Origin of the sequence: Spirosoma sp. 209, assembly GCF_002006735.1 — a bacterium.
GTDB classification, from domain to species: Bacteria; Bacteroidota; Bacteroidia; order Cytophagales; family Spirosomataceae; genus Spirosoma; species Spirosoma sordidisoli.
In genome coordinates, this window is sequence record NZ_MVEC01000001.1 from 421,373 (window position 1) to 446,691 (window position 25,319).

The 25,319-nt window shown below is 58.4% G+C and carries 15 protein-coding genes; 13 read left to right on the forward strand and 2 right to left on the reverse strand.

Annotated features, from left to right (window positions below; genetic code table 11):
* Positions 1-59 precede the first annotated feature (59 nt).
* The 3 genes from B1C80_RS01925 to B1C80_RS01935 all read left to right on the forward strand — a co-directional run bounded on the left by B1C80_RS01925 (position 60) and on the right by B1C80_RS01935 (position 4,156).
* Complete coding sequence (locus B1C80_RS01925; RefSeq protein WP_077919349.1) at positions 60-425, forward strand: BlaI/MecI/CopY family transcriptional regulator; 366 nt, start codon at positions 60-62, stop codon at positions 423-425.
* 69 nt (positions 426-494) lie between these two features.
* Positions 495-2,222 (forward strand): M56 family metallopeptidase, encoded by a 1,728-nt coding sequence (locus B1C80_RS01930; RefSeq protein WP_077919350.1) that lies wholly within the window; start codon positions 495-497, stop codon positions 2,220-2,222.
* A gap of 341 nt (positions 2,223-2,563) precedes the next feature.
* On the forward strand, positions 2,564-4,156 hold the full coding sequence (locus B1C80_RS01935; RefSeq protein WP_077919351.1) for a sensor histidine kinase KdpD: 1,593 nt from the start codon (positions 2,564-2,566) through the stop codon (positions 4,154-4,156).
* 99 nt (positions 4,157-4,255) lie between these two features.
* Here the strand turns inward: B1C80_RS01935 and B1C80_RS01940 are convergent, their stop codons facing one another.
* Positions 4,256-5,290 carry a glycoside hydrolase family 43 protein gene (locus B1C80_RS01940; protein ID WP_077919352.1) on the reverse strand — a complete coding sequence of 345 codons (1,035 nt, stop codon included), beginning with the start codon at positions 5,288-5,290 and terminating at the stop codon, positions 4,256-4,258.
* Between the two features lie 69 nt (positions 5,291-5,359).
* Positions 5,360-6,397 (reverse strand): LacI family DNA-binding transcriptional regulator, encoded by a 1,038-nt coding sequence (locus B1C80_RS01945; RefSeq protein WP_077919353.1) that lies wholly within the window; start codon positions 6,395-6,397, stop codon positions 5,360-5,362.
* Positions 6,398-6,843: 446 nt separating this feature from the next.
* Between B1C80_RS01945 and B1C80_RS01950 the strand changes: the two genes are divergently transcribed.
* The 10 genes from B1C80_RS01950 (at position 6,844) to B1C80_RS01995 (ending at position 25,319) form a co-directional block, all read left to right on the forward strand.
* Entirely contained in the window at positions 6,844-9,972 is a 3,129-nt protein-coding gene (locus tag B1C80_RS01950) for a TonB-dependent receptor (RefSeq protein ID WP_077919354.1), read from the forward strand.
* A gap of 45 nt (positions 9,973-10,017) precedes the next feature.
* Positions 10,018-11,757, forward strand: coding sequence for a RagB/SusD family nutrient uptake outer membrane protein (locus B1C80_RS01955; protein WP_161492692.1), 1,740 nt, complete (start codon positions 10,018-10,020; stop codon positions 11,755-11,757).
* 318 nt (positions 11,758-12,075) lie between these two features.
* Entirely contained in the window at positions 12,076-13,020 is a 945-nt protein-coding gene (locus B1C80_RS01960) for an RraA family protein (RefSeq protein WP_077919356.1), read from the forward strand.
* A gap of 26 nt (positions 13,021-13,046) precedes the next feature.
* Positions 13,047-14,330: a mandelate racemase/muconate lactonizing enzyme family protein gene (locus tag B1C80_RS01965; protein ID WP_077919357.1), complete on the forward strand. Its 1,284-nt coding sequence runs from the start codon at positions 13,047-13,049 to the stop codon at positions 14,328-14,330.
* A 24-nt stretch (positions 14,331-14,354) separates the two neighbouring features.
* Positions 14,355-17,267 (forward strand): glycosyl hydrolase 115 family protein, encoded by a 2,913-nt coding sequence (locus tag B1C80_RS01970; RefSeq protein WP_077919358.1) that lies wholly within the window; start codon positions 14,355-14,357, stop codon positions 17,265-17,267.
* A 78-nt stretch (positions 17,268-17,345) separates the two neighbouring features.
* The gene (gene uxaC / locus B1C80_RS01975; protein WP_077919359.1) at positions 17,346-18,824 is read left to right on the forward strand and encodes a glucuronate isomerase; all 1,479 of its coding nucleotides are present in this window, start codon (positions 17,346-17,348) and stop codon (positions 18,822-18,824) included.
* Between the two features lie 13 nt (positions 18,825-18,837).
* Positions 18,838-20,181, forward strand: coding sequence for an MFS transporter (locus tag B1C80_RS01980; RefSeq protein ID WP_139361566.1), 1,344 nt, complete (start codon positions 18,838-18,840; stop codon positions 20,179-20,181).
* Between the two features lie 150 nt (positions 20,182-20,331).
* Positions 20,332-21,585 (forward strand): mannonate dehydratase, encoded by a 1,254-nt coding sequence (gene uxuA, locus B1C80_RS01985; protein ID WP_077919361.1) that lies wholly within the window; start codon positions 20,332-20,334, stop codon positions 21,583-21,585.
* A 78-nt stretch (positions 21,586-21,663) separates the two neighbouring features.
* Positions 21,664-23,823 carry an alpha-glucuronidase family glycosyl hydrolase gene (locus B1C80_RS01990; protein WP_077919362.1) on the forward strand — a complete coding sequence of 720 codons (2,160 nt, stop codon included), beginning with the start codon at positions 21,664-21,666 and terminating at the stop codon, positions 23,821-23,823.
* Positions 23,824-23,900: 77 nt separating this feature from the next.
* A complete protein-coding gene (locus tag B1C80_RS01995; protein ID WP_077919363.1) occupies positions 23,901-25,319 on the forward strand; it encodes a Gfo/Idh/MocA family protein in 1,419 nt (472 codons plus the stop codon).

Here is a 25,319-nt window from a genome sequence, read left to right on the forward strand (position 1 = left end):
AACGCTGACAAAAGAGCAGGATTGTTTTTAAACTACATAAATAGTTTTAGGTTTGTACTATGGAAAAGTTAACCGCTAAGGAAGAAGAAGTTATGCAGGTGCTGTGGCGCATGGAGCCCTGTTACGTAAAAGACATGGTGCCTAACTTCAGCAACCCGCCCCTGCACTACAATACCGTATCTACGATTGTCCGTAACCTGGAAGAAAAGGGCTACGTAGGCCACCGCGCCTACGGCAACACCCACGAATACTACGCTATCATCTCTAAAGAACAGTATCAGAACCGGTTTGTGCTGACCAAAATCGTGGGCGACTACTTCGACAATTCGTACAAGAACCTGGTTAGCTACTTTGCCCGGAACGAAAAAATTTCGGCCGACGAACTCCGGGAGATCCTGGCCATGATCGAGAAAAAAGACGAATAGCCGGGTTCGCGTCCGGTCCGACCAGCCTAACACGAGTAGCTTGCCAGCCACTCCTCCCACACCAATCTGATGGAAACGTTGCACTATATCCTCCTGTCCAACGGGCTACTGGTTGTGGTCAGTCTGGCTTTTTACGCGCTGCTCCGGCGCGAAACCCTGTTTGGGGTCAACCGGGTCATTCTGTGGCTGGGCCTCGCAACGGCGCTGCTACTCCCGCTCGCGGAGCTGCCCGACTGGCGACCGCAGCCCGTGCGCCACATGATGCAGCGAACGGCTCAGGCCATTGCGCCAACCCTACTGGCTCCACCCGCCGACATTACCATCACCTATCCTACTGGTCAGACATTCCGGTCTACACTGCAACCACCCACCCAACCGGGCTGGCCATGGCAGCGGTATCTGGCCGGGCTGTACCTGGCGGGGGTGCTGGTGTTACTGGTTCGGTTGGGTAGCCGGCTATGGGCCCTGCGCCGGATTATTGGCCAGTCGGTTTGTGAGCCCTATACGGATTTCACGCTGGCCCGCAACGAGACCATCACCTCGCCTTTTTCATTCTTTGGCTGGGTGGTAATCAACCCAGCGCTCTATCCGCCCGATGTTCTTGAGCACATTCTGCGCCATGAGCGCGTACACAGTCGGGGCTGGCACAGTCTGGACACGATCACGGGCGAGCTGGTTTGTATACTCTTCTGGTTCAACCCGGCTGCGTATCTGTTCCGGCACCTGCTGCACCAGACACTCGAGTTTACGGCCGACCAAACCGTAGTAGCCGAGGGGGTCGATGAGCGGGTTTATCAGTACAACCTGGTTACGGTAAGCCTGTCGGCCAGCCGCAGCCCGCTGGTTACGTCGTTCGGCCAGTCGGCCCTGCGGCAGCGCATCCGCATGATAAACCGCCCCCGGTCAGGACCGGCCGTCTGGGGCCGATACGCACTCTGGGGATTGCTGGTCAGTGCGGGCGTACTGGCCTGCCGCCACCGCGATCAGGCCCAGGCGGATACGTCCGGGTTTATTCCAAATCACGCCGGTAAAAGACTACCCGCCACCAGTCCGACCCGGGCACTGGTTGTTGAACTGGAAGCCCGGGGCAGCTGGTACCAGCACATGGCCCTCTTCGATACCCGATCCGGTACCGAAACCATTGCCAGCGATCCGGTGGTGGTACAGATTCGGCAAAATAAGTTCTCCGTTGCCAACGACTTTCTGTACGCATCCGCCCTGTTTATCAACGGAAGAGAAATGCCGCTCGATTCGCTGAGCCAGATCGCGCCGGAATCGATCAGCGAGCTGTTTGTCATGCACCAGCTTGAGGGGCAACCCGATACCGACAGGCAGGCCAAACCGTACCAGATCCTGCTTCAGACCGCCACGAAGCCGGTTCGGTTCACGGCGCAGCGGAACGAATTTTTCGCCCTGCTGCAGGCCGCAGCCATCTCGCAGCACCCCCGGGGCGAATCGTATATGTTTACCATGAACTCCCTGCTCGAAGCGACCTTTTTTCATAATAAAAACGCCCTGGTCGAACGCACGGCCGACGAGCACCTGAAGGTATACGACGAGTACAAAAATGACGTCGACGTCTTCATCAACAACCTGCCGGCCACCGTTGCCGATGTAGCCACGATACACGTGCGCGAGGTAGCCAGGCTGGGCACACGGGAGCGTCCCTATACAAGCTGGTTTCGCCCCGATCAGCCCGAGCGCCGGTTCGAGCTGCATATCAAAACCGCCCCCAAACGGGCCAAACGCGACAGTAGCTACTACGTATTCAGTCCGTTCTACACCGGCGACTTTTAGGGAGACACCCGCCCGGCATACGCCTGCACCCTCCTTCCTGCGTCTTTGCACGAACTAGCGGACGATCGCGGTCAACTGGCCGTTTAGTGTTGTGAAACCGATTGATTTCTTCCTGAAATTTCGTCGTCGTACGCGGCAGAATCCTTATTTCATGGCGCCTTTTTAACTATTCTTACATCTTTGTAATCGTATTGGCATTTAGTACTACAAAACCGGGTAGATTTCCCTGATGGCAATCAAACCGGCTCCCTTGTACCCATCCGGTTCGGGTTCAATCCTACTCAACACGTCTGCGCATTTGTAGTTCTCTACCCACTCACTGGCTTGTTCTTTACCGGAGTATGTTCACCTCTTCATGCCTATCCGATCATCTTGGACCACTTGCTCTCACCAACCCTGCAGAGCAGGGTTTTCCGATCGATGTTTTAGCCAACGCAGCTCATGCCTTCAGTACAGGAGTCGCCTGTACACTTTTTCTGTTATTCCTGTTCTATAGTTTTCTCTACCGCCACGATCTTCTTTACCAATGGTTCAACGTGGCGAGTACGGCTTCGGTTGGCTTTTTTACCTTATCCTGGTATCAACTCCTCCGGCCCGACCTGTTCGATCAGGAGCTGTACGCGGTGCTGCTTGTTGTCTTCGAGAAGATGATGATCATAGGGCTGGCCGGTACTGTATACTACCTGCTGAACCGGAGTAAAATTCGGCGGCTCAAACGCCTGACAGCCATTGGGATAGTCGGTACTCTTGTTGGTCTGCTGGCAGTCTGGACAAAGCAACAGTGGCTCAGTTCATTGTGTAAAGGCATTTCGTCCGTTATTCTCGTCGACTCGTTCGTTATGGCGTTTCTGGCTGGCCGCAACCAGCGCGATTACAGCGGCTATCTGGTGGCGCTGGCGTTATTAGGCGCCAGCATGGGCTCTACCCTGGTTGTACTCAAGTTGAGCCAGCAGCCGTCATTTACGATTTTCGCCCCGCTTCCGCTCAGCCTGATGCTCGCGAATCGGTTCGGTGGCTTTTTCGTGTTGCTTTTCCTGCTGGCCCGCCATAACTATCATACAGGCCGGCTGCTTCATCTGGCCCAGGGCGAGCTGGTTACGCTCTCCGACGAGAAGCGAGCCATACTTGAACAGCAGAACGCCTGGCTTGAGCAACAGGTAGCCAAGCGAACTACCGAGTTAAATCAGTCCAACCAGGTGAAAGACCGGCTGTTTTCCATCATAAGTCATGAGCTCCGAAGTCCCATCGCTTCGTTGAAAAGTATGCTGATGATGATGCAGCAACAGAACCTGAGCCGGGTTCAGTTTATGGCCTTACAGGCCCGGCTATCCCAACACGTTGACCGGCTCTACGGCAACCTGGATAATCTGCTGTACTGGTCGCTCGGTCAGATGAACGAACTCAGATCACGGCCAGCCCCCCATCCGATACGCGAGGTGGTCAACGAAGTACTGGGCCTATTGCAGGAAATGGCCGCAAGTAAGCAAGTTGCCTTTCAAGTCAATGTACCTATTCAAAACCAGGTCTGGGCCGACGAGCTTCAGCTGCGGGTCATTCTGCGCAACCTGGTTGATAACGCCATCAAATTTTCTAAACCGTCGGGCATCGTAACCCTAAGCAGCTACCGGGAAGGCGAGCGCTGCTGGATTTGTGTTCAGGATACGGGGCAGGGAATGTCGATGGGTCAGTTGGCCACCATGTTTGCCAATGCTCCCTCGTCGACAGGTACCGCGGGTGAGCGCGGTACGGGGCTGGGTCTGCGCCTGTCGAAAGAACTGACCGAGCGCAACCAGGGTCAAATGATCGTCTACAGCGAACCGGGGGCAGGTACCCTGGTCAAAATCAATCTGCCCGCGGCTCAATCCCTCCAGAACAGAACGAACCGCGCCGGTAACGAGCACACCCGACAAACACCACAGGTACAGGTAACATAAAATACCCCGAACCGCGCTAGGCAAACGGGCAGTTCGGGGTATCTCAAGACAAACCGGCGGGGCTACTCCCCCCGCTCCGGGTCTGAACTATGACTTCATCTAGGGCGTGATGGTCTCGATCGACCCATCGGCCCGGCGGGGCAGCTCCCGGACTTTCACATTGCGCAGGTGCGTTTTACCCGACAGTTCGACATCGTGGTAGAAGATGTACCATTTGCCGTTGAACTCCACAATGGAGTGGTGGGTTGTCCAGCCGGTTACGGGCTTCATGATAACGCCCTGGTACGTGAACGGACCGTAGGGCGTATCGCCCGTGGCATAGGCCAGCAAATGGGTATCGCCGGTCGAGTACGAGAAGTAGTATTTGTTTTTGTACTTATGCATCCAGCCTCCTTCAAAGAACCGGCGGTCGTGATCACCACCGAGTAGCGGCTTCCCGTTCTGGTCCAGAATCTGCACATCTTTGAGGGGCTCATCCAGCGTAAGCATGTTTTTACTCAGTCGGGCAACCTTAGCGCTCAGCGCCGGTTCGTTATCTTTCTTCAGATCGGTTTTGGAGCCGTTGGCCTCGTACTTGCCCGTATGCCACCGTTGCAGCTGCCCGCCCCAGATACCACCCAGGTACATGTAGGAAGTGCCGTCGGTATCGGTAAACACCGCCGGATCAATACTGTAGGTACCCGCCATCGGCTGCGGCTCGGCTTTGAACGGACCCGTCGGCGACTTGCTGGTAGCTACGCCAATCCGAAACACATCCTGCTTGTCCTTAACCGGGAAGTAGAGGTAATACGTCCCGTTTTTATAGGCTGCATCGGGTGCCCAAAGCTGCCGCCCCGCCCAGGGAATATCTTTCAGATCGAGGGCTACGCCATGATCGGTCACCTTGCCACCAATTTTATCCATTGACAAAATGTGGTAGTCGCGCATGTTGAAGTGTCCGCCTTCGTCGTCTTCGGCTACGTTGGCTTCGATATCGTGCGAGGGGTAGATATAGATCTTCCCGTTGAAGACGTGGGCCGAAGGATCGGCGGTGAAAATATGGCTAACCAGCGGCTTCGGCGCGCTGGCCGACTGGCAGACCCCGGCACTGGCACCGGCCGCTACCAGCGCGGCCACCAAGAGTGACCGATTCATGACTAGGGATTGGACGAGATTTTTGGTACGCATATCAGACTAATAGGGTTTACAGTAAACAAAAAGCGATCAGCGCGATTCGGCCGGCGGAGTACGTAGCGACGAGGCCCGGACCACAAGCTCGTAATTAAGCAGGATCGTGTTGGTTGTATTGATGCGCAGCAGCCCGTTCAGGTGATTGATCAGGCTTTGGGCCGCTATTTCGCCCATTTCCTGACCGGGATAATGTACCGTTGTCAGGTTGGGCTCGATCACCTGCGAGACCGGGTCGTTATTGAAACCAACCACGGCGATATCGCCGGGAATCGAAAATCCGTTGGCTTTCAGGGCGCCCATGCAGCTTACGGCGCAAAAATCATTGGCCACAAAAAGCCCGTCGGGTGGCGATGCCATATGCTTGATATGATCGGCCATCTGCAGGCCATCCTGCCGGGTCAGGTTGGTTAGCTGCACCAGCGCATCGTCGACGGTTATCCCATGATCCATCAGGGCGAGCTTATAGCCTTTGAGCCGGTCTTCATATACGTTCCGTTTTATGTTGCCGGTCATGTGCATAATCCGGCGGCAGCCCTGCTCGATGAGGTGACTCGTTGCATCGTAACCCGCCTTTACGTTGTCGATCACGATGTTGGTGCAGTTTTTCTGGGGCATGATCCGGTCGAACAGGATCATGGGGATGCCTTTCTGAAAAAAAGTATTGAAGTGATCGAGGTTTTCGGTGTCGGCCGCCAGCGACACGAGCAGCCCGTCGACCCGGCTGTCGAACATCGTTTTGGCGTTGGCGACTTCTTTCTTGACCGACTCCAGCGACTGGCTGATGATCAGGTTGTAGTTGGCGTCGTTGGCTACTTTCTCCATACCGGCCAGCACCGTCGACATGAAGTAGCTATCGAGCCGGGGCACAATTACGCCGATCGTGCTGGTACGCTGGCGTCTCAAATTACTGGCAAACATATTGGAGCGGTAACCCATCTCCTTCGCCTTGCTGGCGATCATATGTTTGGTATTGCTATTGATAGCGGGGTGATCATTCAGCGCCCTACTCACTGTAGCTGGTGATAACTGCAGCAGTCTGGCTATGTCATAGATCGTTACATCTTTCTCCATGCTAAACTTCCTTACCGGTGGTGGTAAGGCAAAATACGGCTTAATCCTGTAAACTACATTTGCAATCGGTTGAATAAAGCGAGCCGTTTCCGTCATTCGCGGCATAAATATGCATAAACTATCAGTAACGAGCTGTAATTATTGACCAATACCTACCCAAAAGAAGGATAAAATTAGATTATTTACTGGTACTAGGGTTTTCCCTAATAAGATTTTTCTCATAAAAAATTTTTATGCAACCGATTGCTTTACTAGAAAAATAACAGGAATTTTATAGCCAAAACACCTATGTCTTCTATAGCATGGGTTGTCTGCTACTTATATCAATTTTTTAAATTCCTGATTTACAAGAGATTGTTTGTTAAAGTACCAACTCTTCAGGTTTTAACACTCAGCCGCTTCACCATCAGGGGTTTGTCAACTTATTTAAACTCTTTGTACACTTTATGTTATTCCCACGATTACTAAACTCAACGGCGCTGTCGCTAGCCCTCCTGCTGCGACACGCTGTTCGACCGACACTGTCGGTTAGCCTGCTTACCATGAGCAGCTTCGGGTCGATCGTTATGGCTCAGACAGCCCAGGTGAAAGGCGTGGTGCTGGACGAGAACAGTCAGCCCTTACCCGGCGTTAGTATCGTCATCAAAAACACCCAGCGCGGTACATCGGCCGACGCTGAGGGCCGGTTCTCGCTGGCAGCCGCTCCCGGCAATACGCTGGTGCTGTCGCTGGTCGGTTACGAAAGCAAAGAGGTGACGGTTTCCAACAGTACGGCCGATCTGCGGGTACAGATGGCCCCGTCAGACAACCAGCTCAACGAGGTAGTAGTCGTCGGCTACGGTACCCAGAAACGGTCTGACCTGACGGGTTCGGTTGTATCGCTCGATTCCAGAGCGCTCAAGGAAGTACCCGCAGCCAACGTATTACAGGCGCTGGCAGGCCGGGCCGCCGGGGTTGACCTGGCCCGTACCGGTACGGCCCCCGGCGCCGGTGCCCAGCTCCGCATTCGGGGAAACCGCTCGCTGAGTGGCTCGAACGACGCCCTGATCGTGGTAGACGGCGTTCCCTACGGCGGTAGCCTAAACGACCTCAACACCGACGATATCGCGACCATGGATATCCTGAAAGATGCGTCGGCAACGGCCATCTACGGGTCGCGGGGTTCGAACGGGGTGCTGATCATCACCACGAAACGGGGTAAGATCGGCAAACCGGTTATCAGCTACAACGCCTATGCCGGGCAGAACACCATTCTGGGCCAGTATGACCTGCTCAACGGACAGGAGTTCAAGGCCATGCGCGACCTGGCGCAGTACAGCGCGGGCTACTCACCCGACGAACTGGCCGGTGTGGCCGCCGGAACCTCAACCAACTGGCAGGATCTGCTTTACAAGAAAGGCTTCGTGACCAGCAACGAGCTGAGCCTGTCGGGCGGCACCGAAAACACCCAGTATGGCTTCTCGGGTGGCTATTTCAAAGAAACCGGTGTGATTACGGGGCAGTCGTTCGAACGGTTTTCGCTGCGCACCTCGATCGATACCAAGCTGGGCAGCCGCGTGAAAGTGGGCCTGACCAACCTCAGCAACCTGAACTATACGCGGGGCGAGGGCATTAACCCCATCTACAATACCCTGCGACTCAGCCCCCTGACATCGCCCTACAACGCCGACGGCACGCCTAACCTGCGGCCACTGCGGGGCACCATCGACGAGCTGTCGAGTATGAACCCGATTACGCTCGAAGACCAGAACGCCATTGTACAGCGTCGCCGGCGGATCACGACCTTCAACAGCCTTTACGGCGAGGTGCAGATCATCGACGGCCTGAAGTACCGGCTCAACGTCGGGCTCGACTTCCGCCAGGAAAACTTCGGCCAGTACATTGGCCCCAACACCATCATCAACCCGGGCTCTACCCTGCCCACGCAGAACAGCGCAGCCGTACAGAACGGCGAATCGTACCGCTACACGGTCGACAACATCGTTACCTACGATAAAGTCTTTGCCGAGAAACACCACCTTACGTTTACCGGTCTGTACGGCGTTCAGCAGGACCGTGGTTTCACGAACCGGGTCGAAGCAACGGGTCTGCCTGCCGATTATATCCAGTATTACAACCTGAACCTGGCCAGCGGCACGCCCGTAGTCCCGGCGGGGGGTAACAACAGTTTCAACCGAAGCGGCCTGGTATCGATCATGGCCCGGGTCAACTACGTCTACTCCGACCGCTACCTGCTTACGGCTACGTTCCGTCGCGATGGGTCGTCGGTCTTTCCGCAGGGCACCTGGCTCAACTACCCGGCCTTCGCGGTGGGCTGGAACATCAGCAACGAAGAGTTCCTGAAAAGCAATACCCTCATCTCGCTGCTGAAACTGCGGGCCGGGTACGGTATTACGGGTAACCAGGGCATTCCGTCGGGCGCCACCCGGGGCAGCCTGTCGACCAACCGCTACAACTTCGGCAGCAACAACGTGCTGGGTTACTTTGTCAGCTCGCTGGGCAACCAGGACCTGCAGTGGGAATCGACCAGCAACGTCAACGTAGGGGTCGACTTCGGTCTGTTCAACAACCGGCTGTCGGGTTCGATCGACCTGTATCAGCAAACCACCGACCGCCTGCTGGTGCAGAAAAACCTGCCCCTGAGCAACGGCGCCAACAGCTACTGGACCAACGCGGCCAAAACCCAGGGTAAAGGGATCGAAGTGGTGCTTAGCTCGGTCAACGTCAACACCAGCAGCGGGTTCAAATGGACCACCGACCTGAACTTCGCCATCAACCGCGAAAAGATTCTGGCGCTCGAAGATCCGGCCAAAACGCAGGACATCGGCAACGGCTGGTTCGTGGGTCAACCGATCAACGTCATATATGACTACAAGAAAATAGGCATCTGGCAAAGCAACGAAGCCGATCGGGCGGCTCAGTTTGGCGCGGTACCGGGTCAGATCAAGCTCGAAGACCTCAACAACGATAACCGCATTACCGATGCCGACCGGTCGGTGATCGGTTCGTTCCAGCCGAACTGGATCGGCGGTATGACCAACCGGTTCAGCTACAAAAACTGGGACCTGACGGCTACGATGAACGCCCGGATCGGCAACACCCTGGTGGCGACCTATTTCCAGTCTGACGGTACCGGCACCGGCTACGCCTTCCTCAACAACGGCCGGGTCAACCAGCCCAAATTCGACTACTGGACCCCGACCAACCCGACCAACGCGTTTCCGCAACCCGCGCCCGGCGACCGGATCAACTACTCCTCTACGCTGGGGTACTACGACGGCTCGTTTGTGCGGATGCAAAGCCTCAACCTGGGCTACACCCTTCCGACCGGCCTGCTGAAGAAGGCGGGGCTGGGCTCGGCCCGGGTTTATATCTCGTCGCGAAACCCATTCCTGCTTTACTCGCCCTTCGTGAGCAACGGTCTGGGTATCGACCCCGAAGGAACCGGCACGGGTGGTGCCGTACCCACCCAGGGCGCTTCGGCCGGCACCGGCGTCAACAACCGGGCCATAACGGTTGGCCTGACCACGCCGGCGACGCGCCAGCTGCTGATTGGCGTAAACCTCAAATTTTAATCTATTCGACAATTCCGGTATATGACGTTGTCAACAACCATGACTATGTATAAATCACTCAAGATAGGCAGTCTGAGCCTGGCGCTAACGGCCCTCCTCGCTACGGGCTGTCAGAACGTTCTGGAACAGGAATTCCGGTCAGAACTGGGTCCCGAATTTTTTGCCACAGCCGGTGGGCTGGAGGGGGGCGTTACGGCGTCCTACTCGATTGCGCGTTTCTTCTGGGGGTCAGAAGGGTTTACCTATACCGAAAACGCGGGTACCGATGAGTCGATTCTCGGCGCCAGCGACGGCAATACAACCTTCTTCCAGTACACCAACATCCTGCCCTCCGAAGGGTCGATCGGGTCGATCTGGAACAACAGCTACCAGGCTATCAACAATCTGAACGGGGTACTCAAGTTCGGCCCCAGCGCCAACATCGACGCGGCCCGCCGAACCACCCTGCTGGCCGAAGCCAAGTTTCTGCGCGGGTTTTACTACTACCTGCTGGTGCGCAACTTCGGTGATGTGCCGCTCTCGCTGAACTTCATCGATGTACCAACAACTTCGGCCTCGCGGGCACCGATTGCCGACGTATATGCCGCCATCATCAAAGACCTGACCGAGGCTTCGCAGGAGCTGCCCAACACCTCGAACCAGTCGAAAGGGCGCGCTACCAAACCGGCTGCGCTACACCTGCTGGCTAAAGTGTACCTCCAGCGGGGCTGGTCGGCAGCCGCTCAGCCGACCGACTTCCAGATAGCCGCTACGACCGCCCGGACGCTGATCGACAACCAGGCGACCTATAACGTCGGGCTGGAGCAGGATTTTGCCGATGTGTTCCGCGAAGGTAACGAGTACGGCAAGGAGTCGCTGTTCGTCATTGACCGCAATACGGACCCCAGCTATGCCGAAAGCCAGTTCAACAACTCGCCCCAGATTGCGAGCGGGAACAAAGAGAACCGGGCCAACTTCTTCTGGGTGTCGCTCTATACCAACGCCCTCAACGTGAATGCGGGCATTCCGGGAGCGCCCAACAACACGGTGGCCGTGATGGACCGCGACGCCCGCAACGGTCGGCCGTTCCGCCGGTTCCGGCCTACCAACTACACGCTGAACACCGCTTTTGCCGATCGCACCACCGATTCGCGCTACTTCAAAACGTTTCAGTCGGCCTGGATTTTTAACCGGACCACCCCCGTTACCACCTCGCGCGGTACGCTGGTAGCCGGTCGGGATACAGCCATCTGGATGCCGGGTGTTGAGGTAACCGAAGCCCAGCGCCGGGCCTTCAAGGGCGTTATCATCTCGCCTTCGCAGTATACGGCCGATCTGCACCCGACCATGACCAAGTACACGGCCGTGAACCGGCTTACGGTCAACGAATCGTCGTACCGGCCCATCATCCTGTTCCGGCTGGCGGATACCTACCTGCTGGCGGCAGAGGCTTACATCAAGGATAACAAACCAGCCGAAGCCGCGGCCATGATCAACGCCGTGCGGCAACGGGCGGCCTACAAAACCACCAACACCCCCGCCCAGAATGCGGCTGCGGCTACGGCGCTGGCCATCACCCCCGCGCAGGCTACGCTCGACTTCCTGCTCACCGAACGGACCCGCGAACTGTACGCCGAGTACGCCCGCTGGCAGGACCTGGTGCGGACCAAAACCCTGGCCAGCCGCCTGGCTACCTACAATCCGACACCGGGTTTTCGGGAGTATCACCTGCTTCGGCCCATCCCGCAGTCGCAGATTGACCTGACTACCTCCGGTCCGAAGTTCCCGCAGAACCCGGGCTACTAACCCATAACCGGCTGGCTGACTACCGCATCAGAAGGTAGTCAGCCGGTTTTTACAGGAGTCATCGAACACACAGGCGCGATACGCTGCGGAGCGTAGATGGCCGACCCGTAATCCTGATCAGTCAGGACCTGACTGACAAGGCAGTAGCAATTATAGGTTTACCGGACAGCCTCCTGCCACCTGGCGGGAAGGCTGTTTTTTCACCTGAGCTATCTCATGAATACTGCAACAGAAATTCAATCGGTTGAAAAGGGTAGAAGGAGTGCACAGCCGCGTTTATCCGAATGTATACAAACCCCTTAACCTTTTTTTACCTGTATGAAGCTGACAATTGTTACAGCCGCTTTAGTATGCCTCCTCGGGCGGGCAACAGCGTCGCTGGGGCAGCAGATTTCCCGCGAAGAGCTCATCTTCCTGACGCCCGACTGGAAAGGCGAACGCTTTCCGGACGGACGACCTAAAGTGCCGGATGCCATCCTGAAACGGATGAAGCTGGTGACCCACGAAGAAGCCTGGGCTGTGCTCAAAAACGAAAACTACCGGTATCAGTTTACCGGCGACTGGCAAACCATTAACCCCGACAGCGTACTGGTAGGACGGGCGCTGACGGCCACGTTTATGCCCGGCCGACCCGATGTACACCGCGTGACCGACGAAAAAGGACATACCAAAGATGGACGCGTAAAGTCCCAGAACGCCTGGCCTATCGACATGCTGATAAAAGGCGATGTGTACGTGGTCGATCAGTTTGGCATGCACGAAGACGGACCGACCATTGGCGACAACCTGGGCAACTCGATCTACGCCAAAACGGGCAACGGCATCGTTTACGAAGGCGCCGTTCGGGACGTGGCCGGGCTGAAGGAGATTGGCGGCTTTACGTCCTACTTCCGCAGCTATCACCCCTCCCACCACAACCCCGACGGAAACCTGAACACCACCCTGGTCGGCATCAACCGCCCGACGCGCATCGGTAAAGTCATGGTCATGCCCGGCGATGTGGTACTGGGCCGCGACGGGGGTGTCTGCTTCATTCCGCCCCACCTGGCCGAGAAGGTCGTAAAAACATCGGAGATCATCCGCCTGCGCGACATGTTCGGCCACCAGCGCCTGCGCGAGCAGAAGTATACGCCCGGCCAGATCGACACCCGCTGGTCGGCCGAAATCGAGAAAGACTTTTCGCAGTGGCTCAACGCCCACGTGAACGAACTGCCCGTACCGAAAGAGCAGATTCAGGAGTATTTGAAAACCCGTACCTGGTAAACCGAACGCCTACCCCTTACCGAACCATGACTAAACCTACCTCCCGGCGTTCGTTTCTGACCAAGAGCGCCATCAGCACGGCCCTGGCCGCCACTACGTTCTCAACCTTCGGCGAAGGCCTCGAAACGGCGGTTCATAACGCGCCCCTGTCTTCGGCCCCGTCTGACCTGAAAATAACCGATATAAAATGCGGCTACACCCGAAACGGACACAGCCTCTTCGTGAAAGTACATACCAACCAGGGCATCTGGGGCTGCGGTGAAGCCGTCGATGCCTCGGTCGGCACCTACCACCTGGTTAAAATGATGGGCCAGCGCATCAAGGGCAAAAGCCCGCTCAATGTGAACCGGCTGTTCGAAGACGTTCGGCGGTCGGGTTTCTTCGAAGGCGCGCAGGCCGGTATCTATATATCCGTTCTGTCGGCTATCGAAACGGCCCTGTGGGACCTGGTCGGTAAAGCCCTCGGCATGCCCGTCTACCAGCTGCTGGGCGGTAAGTTCCGCGATAAAATCCGGGTCTACTGCGATACGGGCGCCTACCGCGAAACCGACACCAGCCCCGACGCCTTCGGCCGAAGCGCCAAACGAGCCGTCGACATGGGTTTTACGGCCGTTAAGTTCGACATCGACGAGCGTAACGATCCCAACAAGTACGACGCCTACAACTGGACCGCCAGCCAGGGTGAACTGGAGCGGATGTACAACCAGATTGCCAGCGTCCGGAAAGCCGTTGGCCCGAAAGTCGATATCTGCGTCGACATGCACGGCCGGTACGACGTCACCACCGGCCGGCGCGTGGCCAAGATGATGGAACCGCTGAACCTGCTGTTTCTGGAAGAGCCGATCCCGGCCGAAAACCCCGAAGCCTACCGCCAGATCCGCGAAGCGTCGAACACGCCGATCTGCGCGGGCGAGAACCACTACCTCGCCCACGGGTTCCGGAAGCTGCTCGAAATCGGCGCCGTCGACATCATCATGCCCGATCTGCAAAAAGCGGGCGGTCTCGGCGAAGCGCAGCGGATTGCCAACCTGTCGAATCTGTATTACGTACCCTTCGCGCCCCACATGGTAGCCTCTTATCTGGGAGCCATGGCGTCGAGCCACGTTTGTGCGTCGGTGCCGAACTTCCTGATCCTGGAGTGGCAGATTTATTTCCACGAGGAGCCGATGTTCAAAGAGGTCGTCACCTTCGACGGGCCGATGGTGAAAGACGGCTACATCCCGCTCTCCGAAAAGCCCGGTATCGGGGTCGAAATCAACGAGGAAGGGATGCGTAAATACGCCCCCAAAGACGTTCCATTTTTTGTATAAGCCAGACCGAATGCCCACTTGACTATGTTGACTTACCCAACGTTTCTTTCTATTCAAAAACGAGTTCTGGCTTTCGCCTTCCTGGCGTTGGTCAGCGCATCGTCAGCCTGGGCCATCGATCCCGATTCATACGTCGCCAGCCGAAAAAGCAAGGGTTCCTTTGCGCTTTCTGCTGGCGGCCGGTCGGCTCCGCTCCTGACCAGCCCGACCGACTTTCCGGGGGTTGTTCGGGCCGTCAGGAACCTCCAGGCCGATATCCGGCAGGTGACCGGGGCCGAGCCAGCGCTGATGACCGGCAATCCGGCCTCCGCCAGAGAGCTGGTCTTGATTGGCACGCTCGGCAAGAGTCCGCTGATCGATCAGCTGGTAAAGGCCCGTAAGCTCGACGTGTCGGGTATTGTTGGTAAGTGGGAAACGTCGCTGACCCAGGTGGTCGATAAACCCATGCCGGGCGTTGATCAGGCGCTGGTCATCGTCGGCAGCGACAAACGCGGTACGATTTACGGGATCTACGACCTCTCGGCCCAGATCGGCGTATCGCCCTGGCACTGGTGGGCCGACGTACCGGCCGTCCCGCAATCCAGTTTATATGTGCTGCCCGGCCGTCATTCGCAGGGTACGCCCGCCGTCAAGTACCGCGGCATCTTCATCAACGACGAAGCACCCGCCCTCTCGGGCTGGTCGAAAGAGAAATTTGGCGGCTTCAACCACAAGTTCTACGAACACGTTTTCGAGCTGATTCTCCGGCTGAAAGGCAACTACCTCTGGCCCGCCATGTGGGGCAATGCGTTTTACGACGACGATGCCATGAACCCGAAGCTGGCCGACGAGTACGGCGTCGTAATCGGCACCTCCCACCACGAACCCCTCATGCGGGCCCATGACGAATGGCGACGCTATGGTCAGAAAACACCCTGGAACTACCAGAAAAACGACTCGACCCTGCGCGAATTCTGGCGGACCGGCATCCGGCGTATGGGCACCAACGAAAGCATCATAAGCGTGGGGATGCGGGGCGACGGCGACGAGCCGATGAGCCGCGAAAGCAATACCGCCCTGCTCGAACGGATTGTGGCCGACCAGCGGACCATCATCGGCGAGGTAACCGGCAAGGCCCCGTCGCAAACGCCCCAGCTCTGGGCCCTCTACAAAGAGGTGCAGGAATACTACGAAAAGGGGATGCGCGTACCCGACGATGTTACCCTGCTCCTCTGCGACGACAACTGGGGCAACATCCGCAAGCTACCGGCCGTAGGTACGCCCAAACGCAGCGGAGGCTACGGCATCTATTACCATTTCGACTACGTAGGTGGCCCGCGCAACTACAAATGGCTCAACACCAACCCGATTGCGCGCACCTGGGAGCAGATGCACCTGGCCTACGAACACGGCGTCGACCGAATCTGGATTGTCAACGTCGGCGACATCAAACCGATGGAGTTTCCGATCGAGTTTTTCCTCGATTACGCCTGGAACCCGGCCCGGTGGCCCGCCGGCAAACTCCCCGACTATACCCGGCTCTGGGCCGAAAAACAGTTCGGCGCCAAACACGCATCGGCGATTGCCCAGATTCTGACCCGCTACACCCAGTACAACGCCCGCCGGAAACCCGAACTCCTCTCGCCCACGACCTACAGCCTGACCAATTATCGGGAAGCCGAAACCGTAGTGGCCGACTACAACAACCTCCTGGCCGAGGCCGAACGGATCGGGCGGGAGCTACCGGCTACGCATCAGGACGCTTATTTCCAGCTCGTATTGCACCCCGTCAAAGCCTGCGCTACCGTAAACGAGATGTACGTAGCCGCCGGCCGGAACCAGTGGTACGCCAAACAGGGCCGGGCTGCTACCAACTTGCTGGCTCAACAGGTTGAACGGCTCTTCGAGCGCGACGCGCAGATCAGCCGCTTCTACAACGACACCCTGGCGGGGGGCAAATGGAGCCACATGATGGACCAGACCCACATCGGCTACACCTACTGGCAACAGCCCGAAAAAAACAAAATGCCAGCCGTTCAGACGCTGACCCTGCCCCAGCCAGCCAATATGGGCGTAGCCATCGACGGATCGGCAGCCTGGTGGCCGGCCGAGTCGGGCGAGGCCGTTTTGCCCGCTTTCGATGCCTTTCATCAGCAAACGTCGTACATCGACGTATTTAACCGCGGCCAGACGCCGTTTCGCTTTACGGCCGAATCGGGCGCGCCCTGGCTGAAGCTGTCGTCGTCGGCCGGCAGCGTCGATCAGGAAACCCGCCTGCTGGTCAGCATCGATTGGAAACGGGTACCGGCCGGCACCCAGCGCGCGCCCATCACGATCAGCGGGCCGGATGGCAAACGCATTACGGTACAGGCAGTGGTACATAATCCGGCGGGGCTCCAATCCGATGCCCTGGCGGGTTTTGTAGCCAGCAAAGGCTACGCGTCCCTGAAGGCCGATCTGCCCAGCCGCACCGTCGAAACCGGGTCGACAACCTGGTTGCGCATTCCGGATATTGGCCGGACGGGCTCGGGCATGACCATAGTGCCGGTTACCGCAGCCAGCATCGACAAGCCGGGTGGCGCATCGCCCCGGCTCGAATACCGGGTTCATATCGCCGAAAGTGGACCGGTTCAGGTACAGACCTACCTCTCGCCCACGCTGAATTTTAACGACAACAAAGGCCTGCGATTCGCTATTTCGTTCGACGACGAAGCGCCCCAGGTGATCGACATCCACGCCAGCGAAACCAACAGGGTATGGGAGCAGTCGGTAGCCAATAACGTACGCCTGATCACCTCCCGCCATACGATCGGCCAGCCCGGCGAACACGTGCTGAAGATCTGGGTGGTTGACCCGGCGGTGGTTTTCCAGAAAGTCGTGATCGATCAGGGTGGCGTAAAACCCAGTTACCTCGGCCCGCCCGAACGCGTATCGCCAGCCCGACCAAGCGCCAACTAACGATAACCGGAGCACCCGGGATTCACTGGCTACAACCAGCAAAACGCCCGATCCGATTCAGTACTCGAGAACAGACACATGATTGATCTTCCTCCCAGCCACCCCGCCACCCGCGATTTTCTGGACGAAAACTTCATCCTGGAAACCGAAACGGCCCGTTACCTCTACACTGAGTTTGTACGGGACCTGCCGATCATTGACTACCATAATCACCTGTCGCCCGCCGAAGTGGCGCTCGACAAACGGTACGACAACATGACCGAGATCTGGCTCCAGGGCGACCACTACAAATGGCGGGCCATGCGGGCCAATGGCGTTCCGGAAGCGCTCATCACGGGTAGCACAGACCCCTGGCGGTCTTTTAACGCCTGGGCCCATACGGTTCCGTACACGATGCGGAACCCGCTCTATCACTGGACGCATATGGAATTGAAAAAACCGTTTGGCATCGGCGATCTGCTCAACGAAGCCAGCGCCCGCTCTATCTACGACCAGTGTAACGAACAACTTCAGTCGCGATGGACGGCCCGTGCCCTGCTGACCGAGCATAAGGTGCAGGTCATCTGCACCACCGACGAACCGGCCGACGACCTGCGTTATCATCAGCAGCTGGCCGACGAAGGGACCGACCTGACCATGCTGCCGACGTTTCGGCCCGACGCGCTGTTTCCGGCATCGGGCCAAGCCTGGCGCGATCGCGTGGCAGAGCTGGCTTCCGTCAGTGGCCTGGCAATTACGAGCCTAGACACCTTTCTGGAAGCGATGCAGCGACGGATCGATTTCTTCCACGAGACAGGCTGCCGGGCCGCCGACCACGGCCTGGCGCAGATGCCGCTGGCAGCCGCCCGCAGCAGCCAGCTCGACACCGCTTTCCGACAGCTGCTGGCTGGCCAGACAACCGTTACGCCCGACCAGATCGACCAGCTGACGGGCTGCATCCTGCTCGAACTAGGTCGGATGTATCACCAGCGCGGCTGGGTGCAGCAGTTTCACCTGGGTGCGCTGCGTCAGGTCAACACCCGGCTCACCAAACAGATCGGCATCAACATCGGCGTCGACTCCATCAATGATCTGCCGCAAACCGCCCGGCTGGCCCGCTTTCTCGACACCCTCGACCAGAGCGGGCAACTCACCAAAACGGTGCTCTACAACCTGAACCCGGCCGACAACGAAACCTTCGCCACCATGATCGGGAACTTCCAGGGCGAGTCCACGCCGGTCGTATCCACGACGGTCGTATCCACGACGGGCGCATCCACGACGGGCAGGATGCAATGGGGGTCGGCCTGGTGGTTTCTGGACCAGAAAGACGGGATGGAAACCCAGCTGAACGTTCTCTCGAATATGGGGCTGCTGAGCCGGTTTATCGGCATGGTGACCGACTCGCGGAGCCTGCTGTCGTTCTCGCGGCACGATTACTTCCGGCGTATTCTCTGCAACATCATCGGTACCGATGTCGAGAAAGGCCTGCTGCCCAGAGACCTTACCTGGCTGGGGCAGATGACCGCCAACATTGCCTATCACAACGTCTCGACCTTTTTTGACTGGAAACACTAACCCGACCCCAGGAATGACCGGACAATCTCAACCCGCAGCGACCTCGGCCGTTGGCAAACGGAGCAACTACCGATGGATCATCGTAGCCCTGCTCTTTTTTGCCACGACCATCAACTACCTCGACCGGCAGGTTATCAGCCTGCTGAAGCCGATTCTCGAAAAAGAGTTTAGCTGGACCGAGTCCGACTACGCCAATATCGTAACGGTCTTTACGTTTTTCTACGGCTCCAGTACGCTGCTGGCTGGCTACATCATTGACCGGATCGGCACGAAGCTGGGCTACATCGGCGCTATTCTGGTCTGGAGTCTGGCCGCTATGGGCCATGCGCTGGCGGGGGGTACACTGGGTTTCATGGTAGCCCGGGCGCTGCTGGGCATTGGCGAAGCGGGTAACTTCCCGGCCTCGATCAAGACCGTTGCCGAATGGTTTCCCAAGAAAGAACGGGCGCTGGCGGTGGGTGTGTTCAACGCCGGGGCCAACATCGGGGCCGTGGCCGCTCCGGCCGTTGTACCCTGGCTGGCGCTGGTTGCGGGCTGGCAGATGGCCTTTATCGTTACGGGCGCCCTGGGCTTCGTCTGGATTGTGGCCTGGTGGATCTATTACGAAGTGCCGGCACGGCACCAACGGGTCAACGCGGCCGAGCTGGCCTACATCACCGACGAGCCTGTTGACCCAACCGTGGCCGGCGATGCGGCTGCCACCGACCTGATTGCCGATGCGCCGAAAGCCCCCTATGCCATCTTCTCCAACCGGGCAATCTGGGGGTTCATGGGCGGCAAACTCCTCACCGATCCGATCTGGTGGTTCTTTCTGTTCTGGCTCCCGTCTTACCTGGCCAGCATCTATAACCTCGACCTCAAAAAGCTGGGCGGTCCGCTGATCATCATCTATCTGGCCGCAACGATCGGGAGCGTAGGCGGTGGCTGGCTCTCCTCGACGCTGATTCAGAAGGGCTGGCATCCGACCCGGGCGCGGCAGTATGCCATGGCCCTGTTCGCGGTCTGCGTTACGCCCGTCATGCTCATCAGTCAGCTGAGCAGTATGTGGCCCGTTATTGCCATCCTGTCGCTGGCCGTGGCTGCCCACCAGGCCTGGTCGGCCAACATCTTTACCGTGGCCGCCGATCAGTTTCCGAAGCACGTGCTGAGTCGCGTAGTTGGGTTCGGCACCATGGCCGGTACGCTGGGGGGCGCTATGTTTCCCCTGCTGGTTGGCCGGATTCTGGATCATTACAAAGCGCTGGGGCAGCTATCTGAAGGGTATTACGTTATTTTTTACATAGCCGGGCTGGCGTATCTGGTAGCCTGGACTCTGCTCTACGTGTTTGTGTTCCGCCGAAAAGTGGCCACGACCTGATCGGTTTGCTGAGTCGAAACTGGCGCCGGTCAGCCGGGTAAAGGCCGGGATCAGGAAGCACGTTACGTGCTGGTTTACGTGTTTTTTTAGCTATGCGGAGGCCTCGTCGGCATGAACCGTCGGGGTCCTCTCTTTACAAAGTGTACGTTTATGGGAATGTTACAAACCATGCGCTGGTTCGGGCCAAACGACCCGGTTTCATTGATGGATATCCGGCAGGCGGGGTGTGCCGGAGTGGTTACGGCCCTGCACCAGATTCCGGTCGGTGAGGTATGGCCAACAGCCGCCATCGAGCAGCGCAAACAACTGGTTGAAGCCGATAACGATCGGTATTCGGCCCTGCACTGGGCCGTAGTCGAGAGTCTGCCCGTTCACGAAGCCATCAAGAAAGGCCAGCCGGAGCGCGCGCAGTACATCGAGAATTACAAGGCGTCGATTCGCAACCTGGCCAGCTGCGGCATCCGTACCGTTTGTTACAACTTCATGCCGGTCCTCGACTGGTCACGCACGAACCTGAGCTACGAGATGCCCGACGGATCGCGGGCGCTGCGGTTTGTGTGGGAAGATTTTGCGGTATTCGACCTCTGCATCCTGAAACGCCCCGGCGCCGAAGCCGACTACGAACCCGAACTCATCGAGTCGGCCCACCGCTCCTTCGCGCAGATGACGCCCGACCGCGTTACCGAACTGGCCAACATCGTGCTGCTGGGGCTGCCCGGCTCCGAAGAGGCCTTTACCCTCGATACGTTTCAGGGCCTGCTCGACGACTACGCGACCATTGGCGATACCGAGCTGCGGAATAACCTGTATTACTTCATTCAGCAGGTCGCGCCGGTGGCCGAAGAAGCTGGCGTGAACCTCTGTATCCACCCCGACGATCCGCCGATGCCGCTGCTGGGTCTGCCCCGCGTGGTCAGCACCGAGTCCGATCTGGCCCAGCTGATGGAAGCCTGTCCGGTAACCGCCAACGGCATTACGTTCTGCACCGGCTCGCTGGGTATCCGCCCCGACAATGACCTGCCGGGTATCATCAACCGCTTCGGCAACCGGATTCACTTCGTCCACCTCCGCACCACGAAACAGGAACGCACCGACGGCTGGCGCAACTTCCACGAAGCCGACCACCTGGCGGGCGATGTAGACATGTACGCCGTTGTCAAAGCCATCGTACTGGAGCAGCAGCGCCGGGAGCGGACCGGTACCGGCGTGACGGCCATCCCGATGCGCCCTGATCATGGTCATCAGATGCTCGACGACCTGCACAAGAAAACGTATCCGGGCTATTCGGCCATTGGACGGCTGCGCGGACTCGCCGAGCTGCGGGGCCTGGAGCTGGGCATCACCCGCAGCCTGGCCGACCAACCGGCTCAGGCATCGTACCAAACGTATGCCAATACCCTTTGAGCAGTCTGAAAAGCCTATTCGCTGACAGCCATCAACATATCCAAACTGAACCGCTTTGCCGACGCAAAGCCGCTTTATATGACATATATCCTTAAACCGATTTTCGTACTTGGCTGTCTGCTGCTGCTGATCAGTAGCCAGGCCCAGACTCCCACCAGCCTGCCTCCGGGCGGAGACGATGGGTACCGGCTGTGGCTGAAGTACGACCTGATCGACGACCCTGCCAAACGACAGGCCTATGCCCGCTCCGCACAGTTCATTGCCCTGACCGGATCAGGGCCGGTTTTGCGGTCGGCGGCCGAAGAACTACAGGCCGGTTTGCGCGGGTTACTGGGCAAAACCGTTCCGATCATTAGCAGTGCCGGCAGCCGAACGGGCGGCATCGTGCTGCGCGCAGGTGCCCCAGCCGCCACCCCGCCCGCCAACCGCGAAGGTTACCAGATTGCCGCTGACCGCAACACCCTGACCATCTCCAGCCCGAGCGAGACCGGGGTGCTCTACGGTGCGTTTGCCCTGCTGCGGCAGATGCAGACCCGCCAGCCGCTCGACGGGCTATCGCTGGCGAGCAGCCCGAAAGTACAGTATCGGATGCTGAACCACTGGGATAACGTAGACGGCACCATCGAACGGGGCTATGCCGGTGGGTCGCTCTGGAAATGGTACGAACTCCCCGAGCGGGTCGACCCGCGCTACCGGGACTACGCCCGCGCCAACGCATCGCTCGGCATCAACGGTACCGTTGTCAACAACGTCAACGCCAGCGCCCGCTTCATGACGGCCGAATACCTGCAGAAGGTTGCCGCCCTGGCCGCTGTTTTCCGGCCCTACGGCATTCGGGTTTATCTTTCGGTTTACTTTGCGGCCCCCAAAACGCTGGGTAAGCTCAAAACATCGGACCCGCTCGACCCCGAGGTGCGGAAATGGTGGAACGACAAGGTCAAAGAAATTTACCAGATTATTCCCGACTTCGGCGGTCTGCTGGTTAAGGCCAATTCGGAAGGCGAGCCGGGGCCGCAGGATTACGGCCGTACGCATGCCGACGGGGCCAATATGCTGGCCGAAGCCATGAAACCCTACGATGGGGTCGTTATCTGGCGGGCGTTCGTTTATAAGGCCGACCCCAAAGCCGATCGCTTCAGAGCAGCCCACGAAGAGTTTACCCCCCTGGATGGCCAGTTCGACCCCAAGGTGATCGTTCAGGTCAAGAACGGCCCCATCGATTTTCAGCCGCGCGAGCCGTTCTCGCCCCTGTTCGGCAGTATGCCCAAAACGCCACTGGGCATGGAGTTCCAGCTGACCCAGGAATACCTCGGCTTCGCTACCCACCTGGTCTACGAAGCGCCCCTCTTCAAAGAATGTCTGGATGCCGATACCTACGCCAGTGGCAAAGGCTCGACCGTAGCCAGGGTCATTGACGGCAGCCTGCACGGCTACCGGAACGCCGGACCGTCCAGGACGCTGATGGCGGGGGTGGCCAATACCGGCTCGAACCTGAACTGGACGGGTCACCCCATGGCGCAGGCCAACTGGTACGCCTTTGGTCGGCTGGCCTGGGATCATACCCTCTCCGCCGAAGCCATTGCCCGCGAATGGATCGGCATGACGCTGACCCACAACCCGCAGGCCACCAGCCGAATTGCGAACCTGATGCTCCGATCGCGGGATATTTACGTCGACTATAACACCCCGATGGGGCTGAGCCGGCCCTGGACGGGGGTTCACTTTGCGCCCGAGCCCTGGCAGGCCCGCAGCCCGCGCCCCGACTGGACAGCCGTTTATTACCACCGGGCCGACTCGGTGGGAGTCGGTTTCGACCGGACGACTACCGGCAGTAACGCCCTGGCGCAGTACCGCCCCGAGGTACAACGGCAATGGAACGACCCCAACACCTGCCCGCTGCCGTATCTGCTCTGGTTCCACCACGTGCCCTGGACCAAAAAACTGTCGACCGGCCGTACGCTGTGGGATGAGCTTTGCAACCGGTTCTACACCGGTGCCGACTCGGTACGCTGGATGCAGCAGGAATGGGCCGCGGTAAAACCCGCCCTCGACCCGGCCCTGCATGCCGACGTGGCAGCCCGGCTGGTTACGCAGCACCGGGAAGCCATCTGGTGGCGCGATGCGTGGGTGCTTTACCTGCAAACCTTTGCCAGACAGCCCATTCCGGCTCCCTTTAAAAAGCCCGAACGGACCCTCGATGAAGTCAAACAATCGGTCGAAACGTATCTGCTCCGGTAGTACCAGCACGAGTTTATACCAGTAGGGCGGCCCCGTGACCGGCTTACTCAATCCTAAACCCCCAACCCTTTTTGATTATGACTCAGCCCGTTGAGAACTCGTTATCGAGACGAACTTTTTTGAAGGCCAGCGCCCAGGCAACCCTGTCGACGGCCATCATCGGCGGATTTCCAACCATTGTCCCCGCTTCGGTGCTGGGCAAAAACGCGCCGAGCAACCGGATCAACATCGGCGCCATTGGCACGGGTCGCATTTCCCGCGGCCACGACATGCCGGGTGTCTGGCAGTATGACAACGCGCTGATCATGGCCGTCTGCGACCTGGACAGCAAACGCGCCAACGAAGCCAAAACGCTCGTCAACGGCTTTTACACCAAAAAAACCGGCAAAGACTACGACGGCGTTCGGGTCTATACCGACTACCGTGAGCTGCTGAATAACAAAGACATCGACGCCGTTCTGGTCAGCACCCCCGACCATTGGCACGCGCCCATCGTGATCGATGCCGTACGGGCGGGCAAGGATGTGTACATGCAGAAACCCGCGTCGCTAACGATAGCCGAGGGCCGGATGATGGCCGATGCCGTTAAACAGTCAGGGCGTATTGTGCAGGTAGGCAGCCAGCAGCGCTCGTCGGAGCAGTTCCGGTATGCGGCCGAGCTGGTCCGTAACGGTCGCATCGGGCAGCTGAAAACGGTGTATGTCGGCCTCCCCGGCGACCCCCCGGGCGATGAGGAGCCGCAGATGCCCGTTCCTAAAAACCTGAATTATGACATGTGGCTGGGTACTACGCCCGAGGTCTATTATACCGAGAAGCGGGTGCATCCGCAGTCGGGATACGACCGGCCGGGCTGGCTCCGCTGCGAACAGTTCGGCGCCGGCATGATTACCGGCTGGGGCTCTCACCACATCGACTGTGCCCACTGGGCTATGAATACTGAACATACCGGCCCGGTCGAGATCTGGGGCAAAGCCGACTTCCCGAAGAGCGGCCTCTGGGATGTTCACGGCATCTTCCGCACGGAAGCCCTGTACGAAAATGGCGTTCGCATGATCGTGAGCAACGAAATTCCCAACGGTATCCGGTTCGAAGGCACCGAAGGCTGGGTGTTCGTATCGCGGGGCGACGGGGCGGTTACGGCCAGCGACCCGGTGGCGAAACAGAATGCGGCCAAAAAACTGGACGCCAGCGATCCCAAACTACTGACGTCGGTCATCGGCCCCAACGAAACCCACCTGACCGTCAGCAAAGAGCACCACGGCAACTGGCTGGAGAGCGTGATCAGCCGGAAAGAGCCCATCGCGCCGGCCGAAATCGGGCACCGCTCGTGTAGTGCCTGCCTGCTCCATCAGGCCGCCATGAAGCTAAACCGCAAACTGTACTGGGACCCGAAGAAAGAGCAGTTCAAAAATGACCCCGAAGCCAACAAAATGCTCTCTCGTACGCAGCGGGCCCCGTACGCCATCAAAGCTATGGCCAGTAATAAAGCCCGTTAA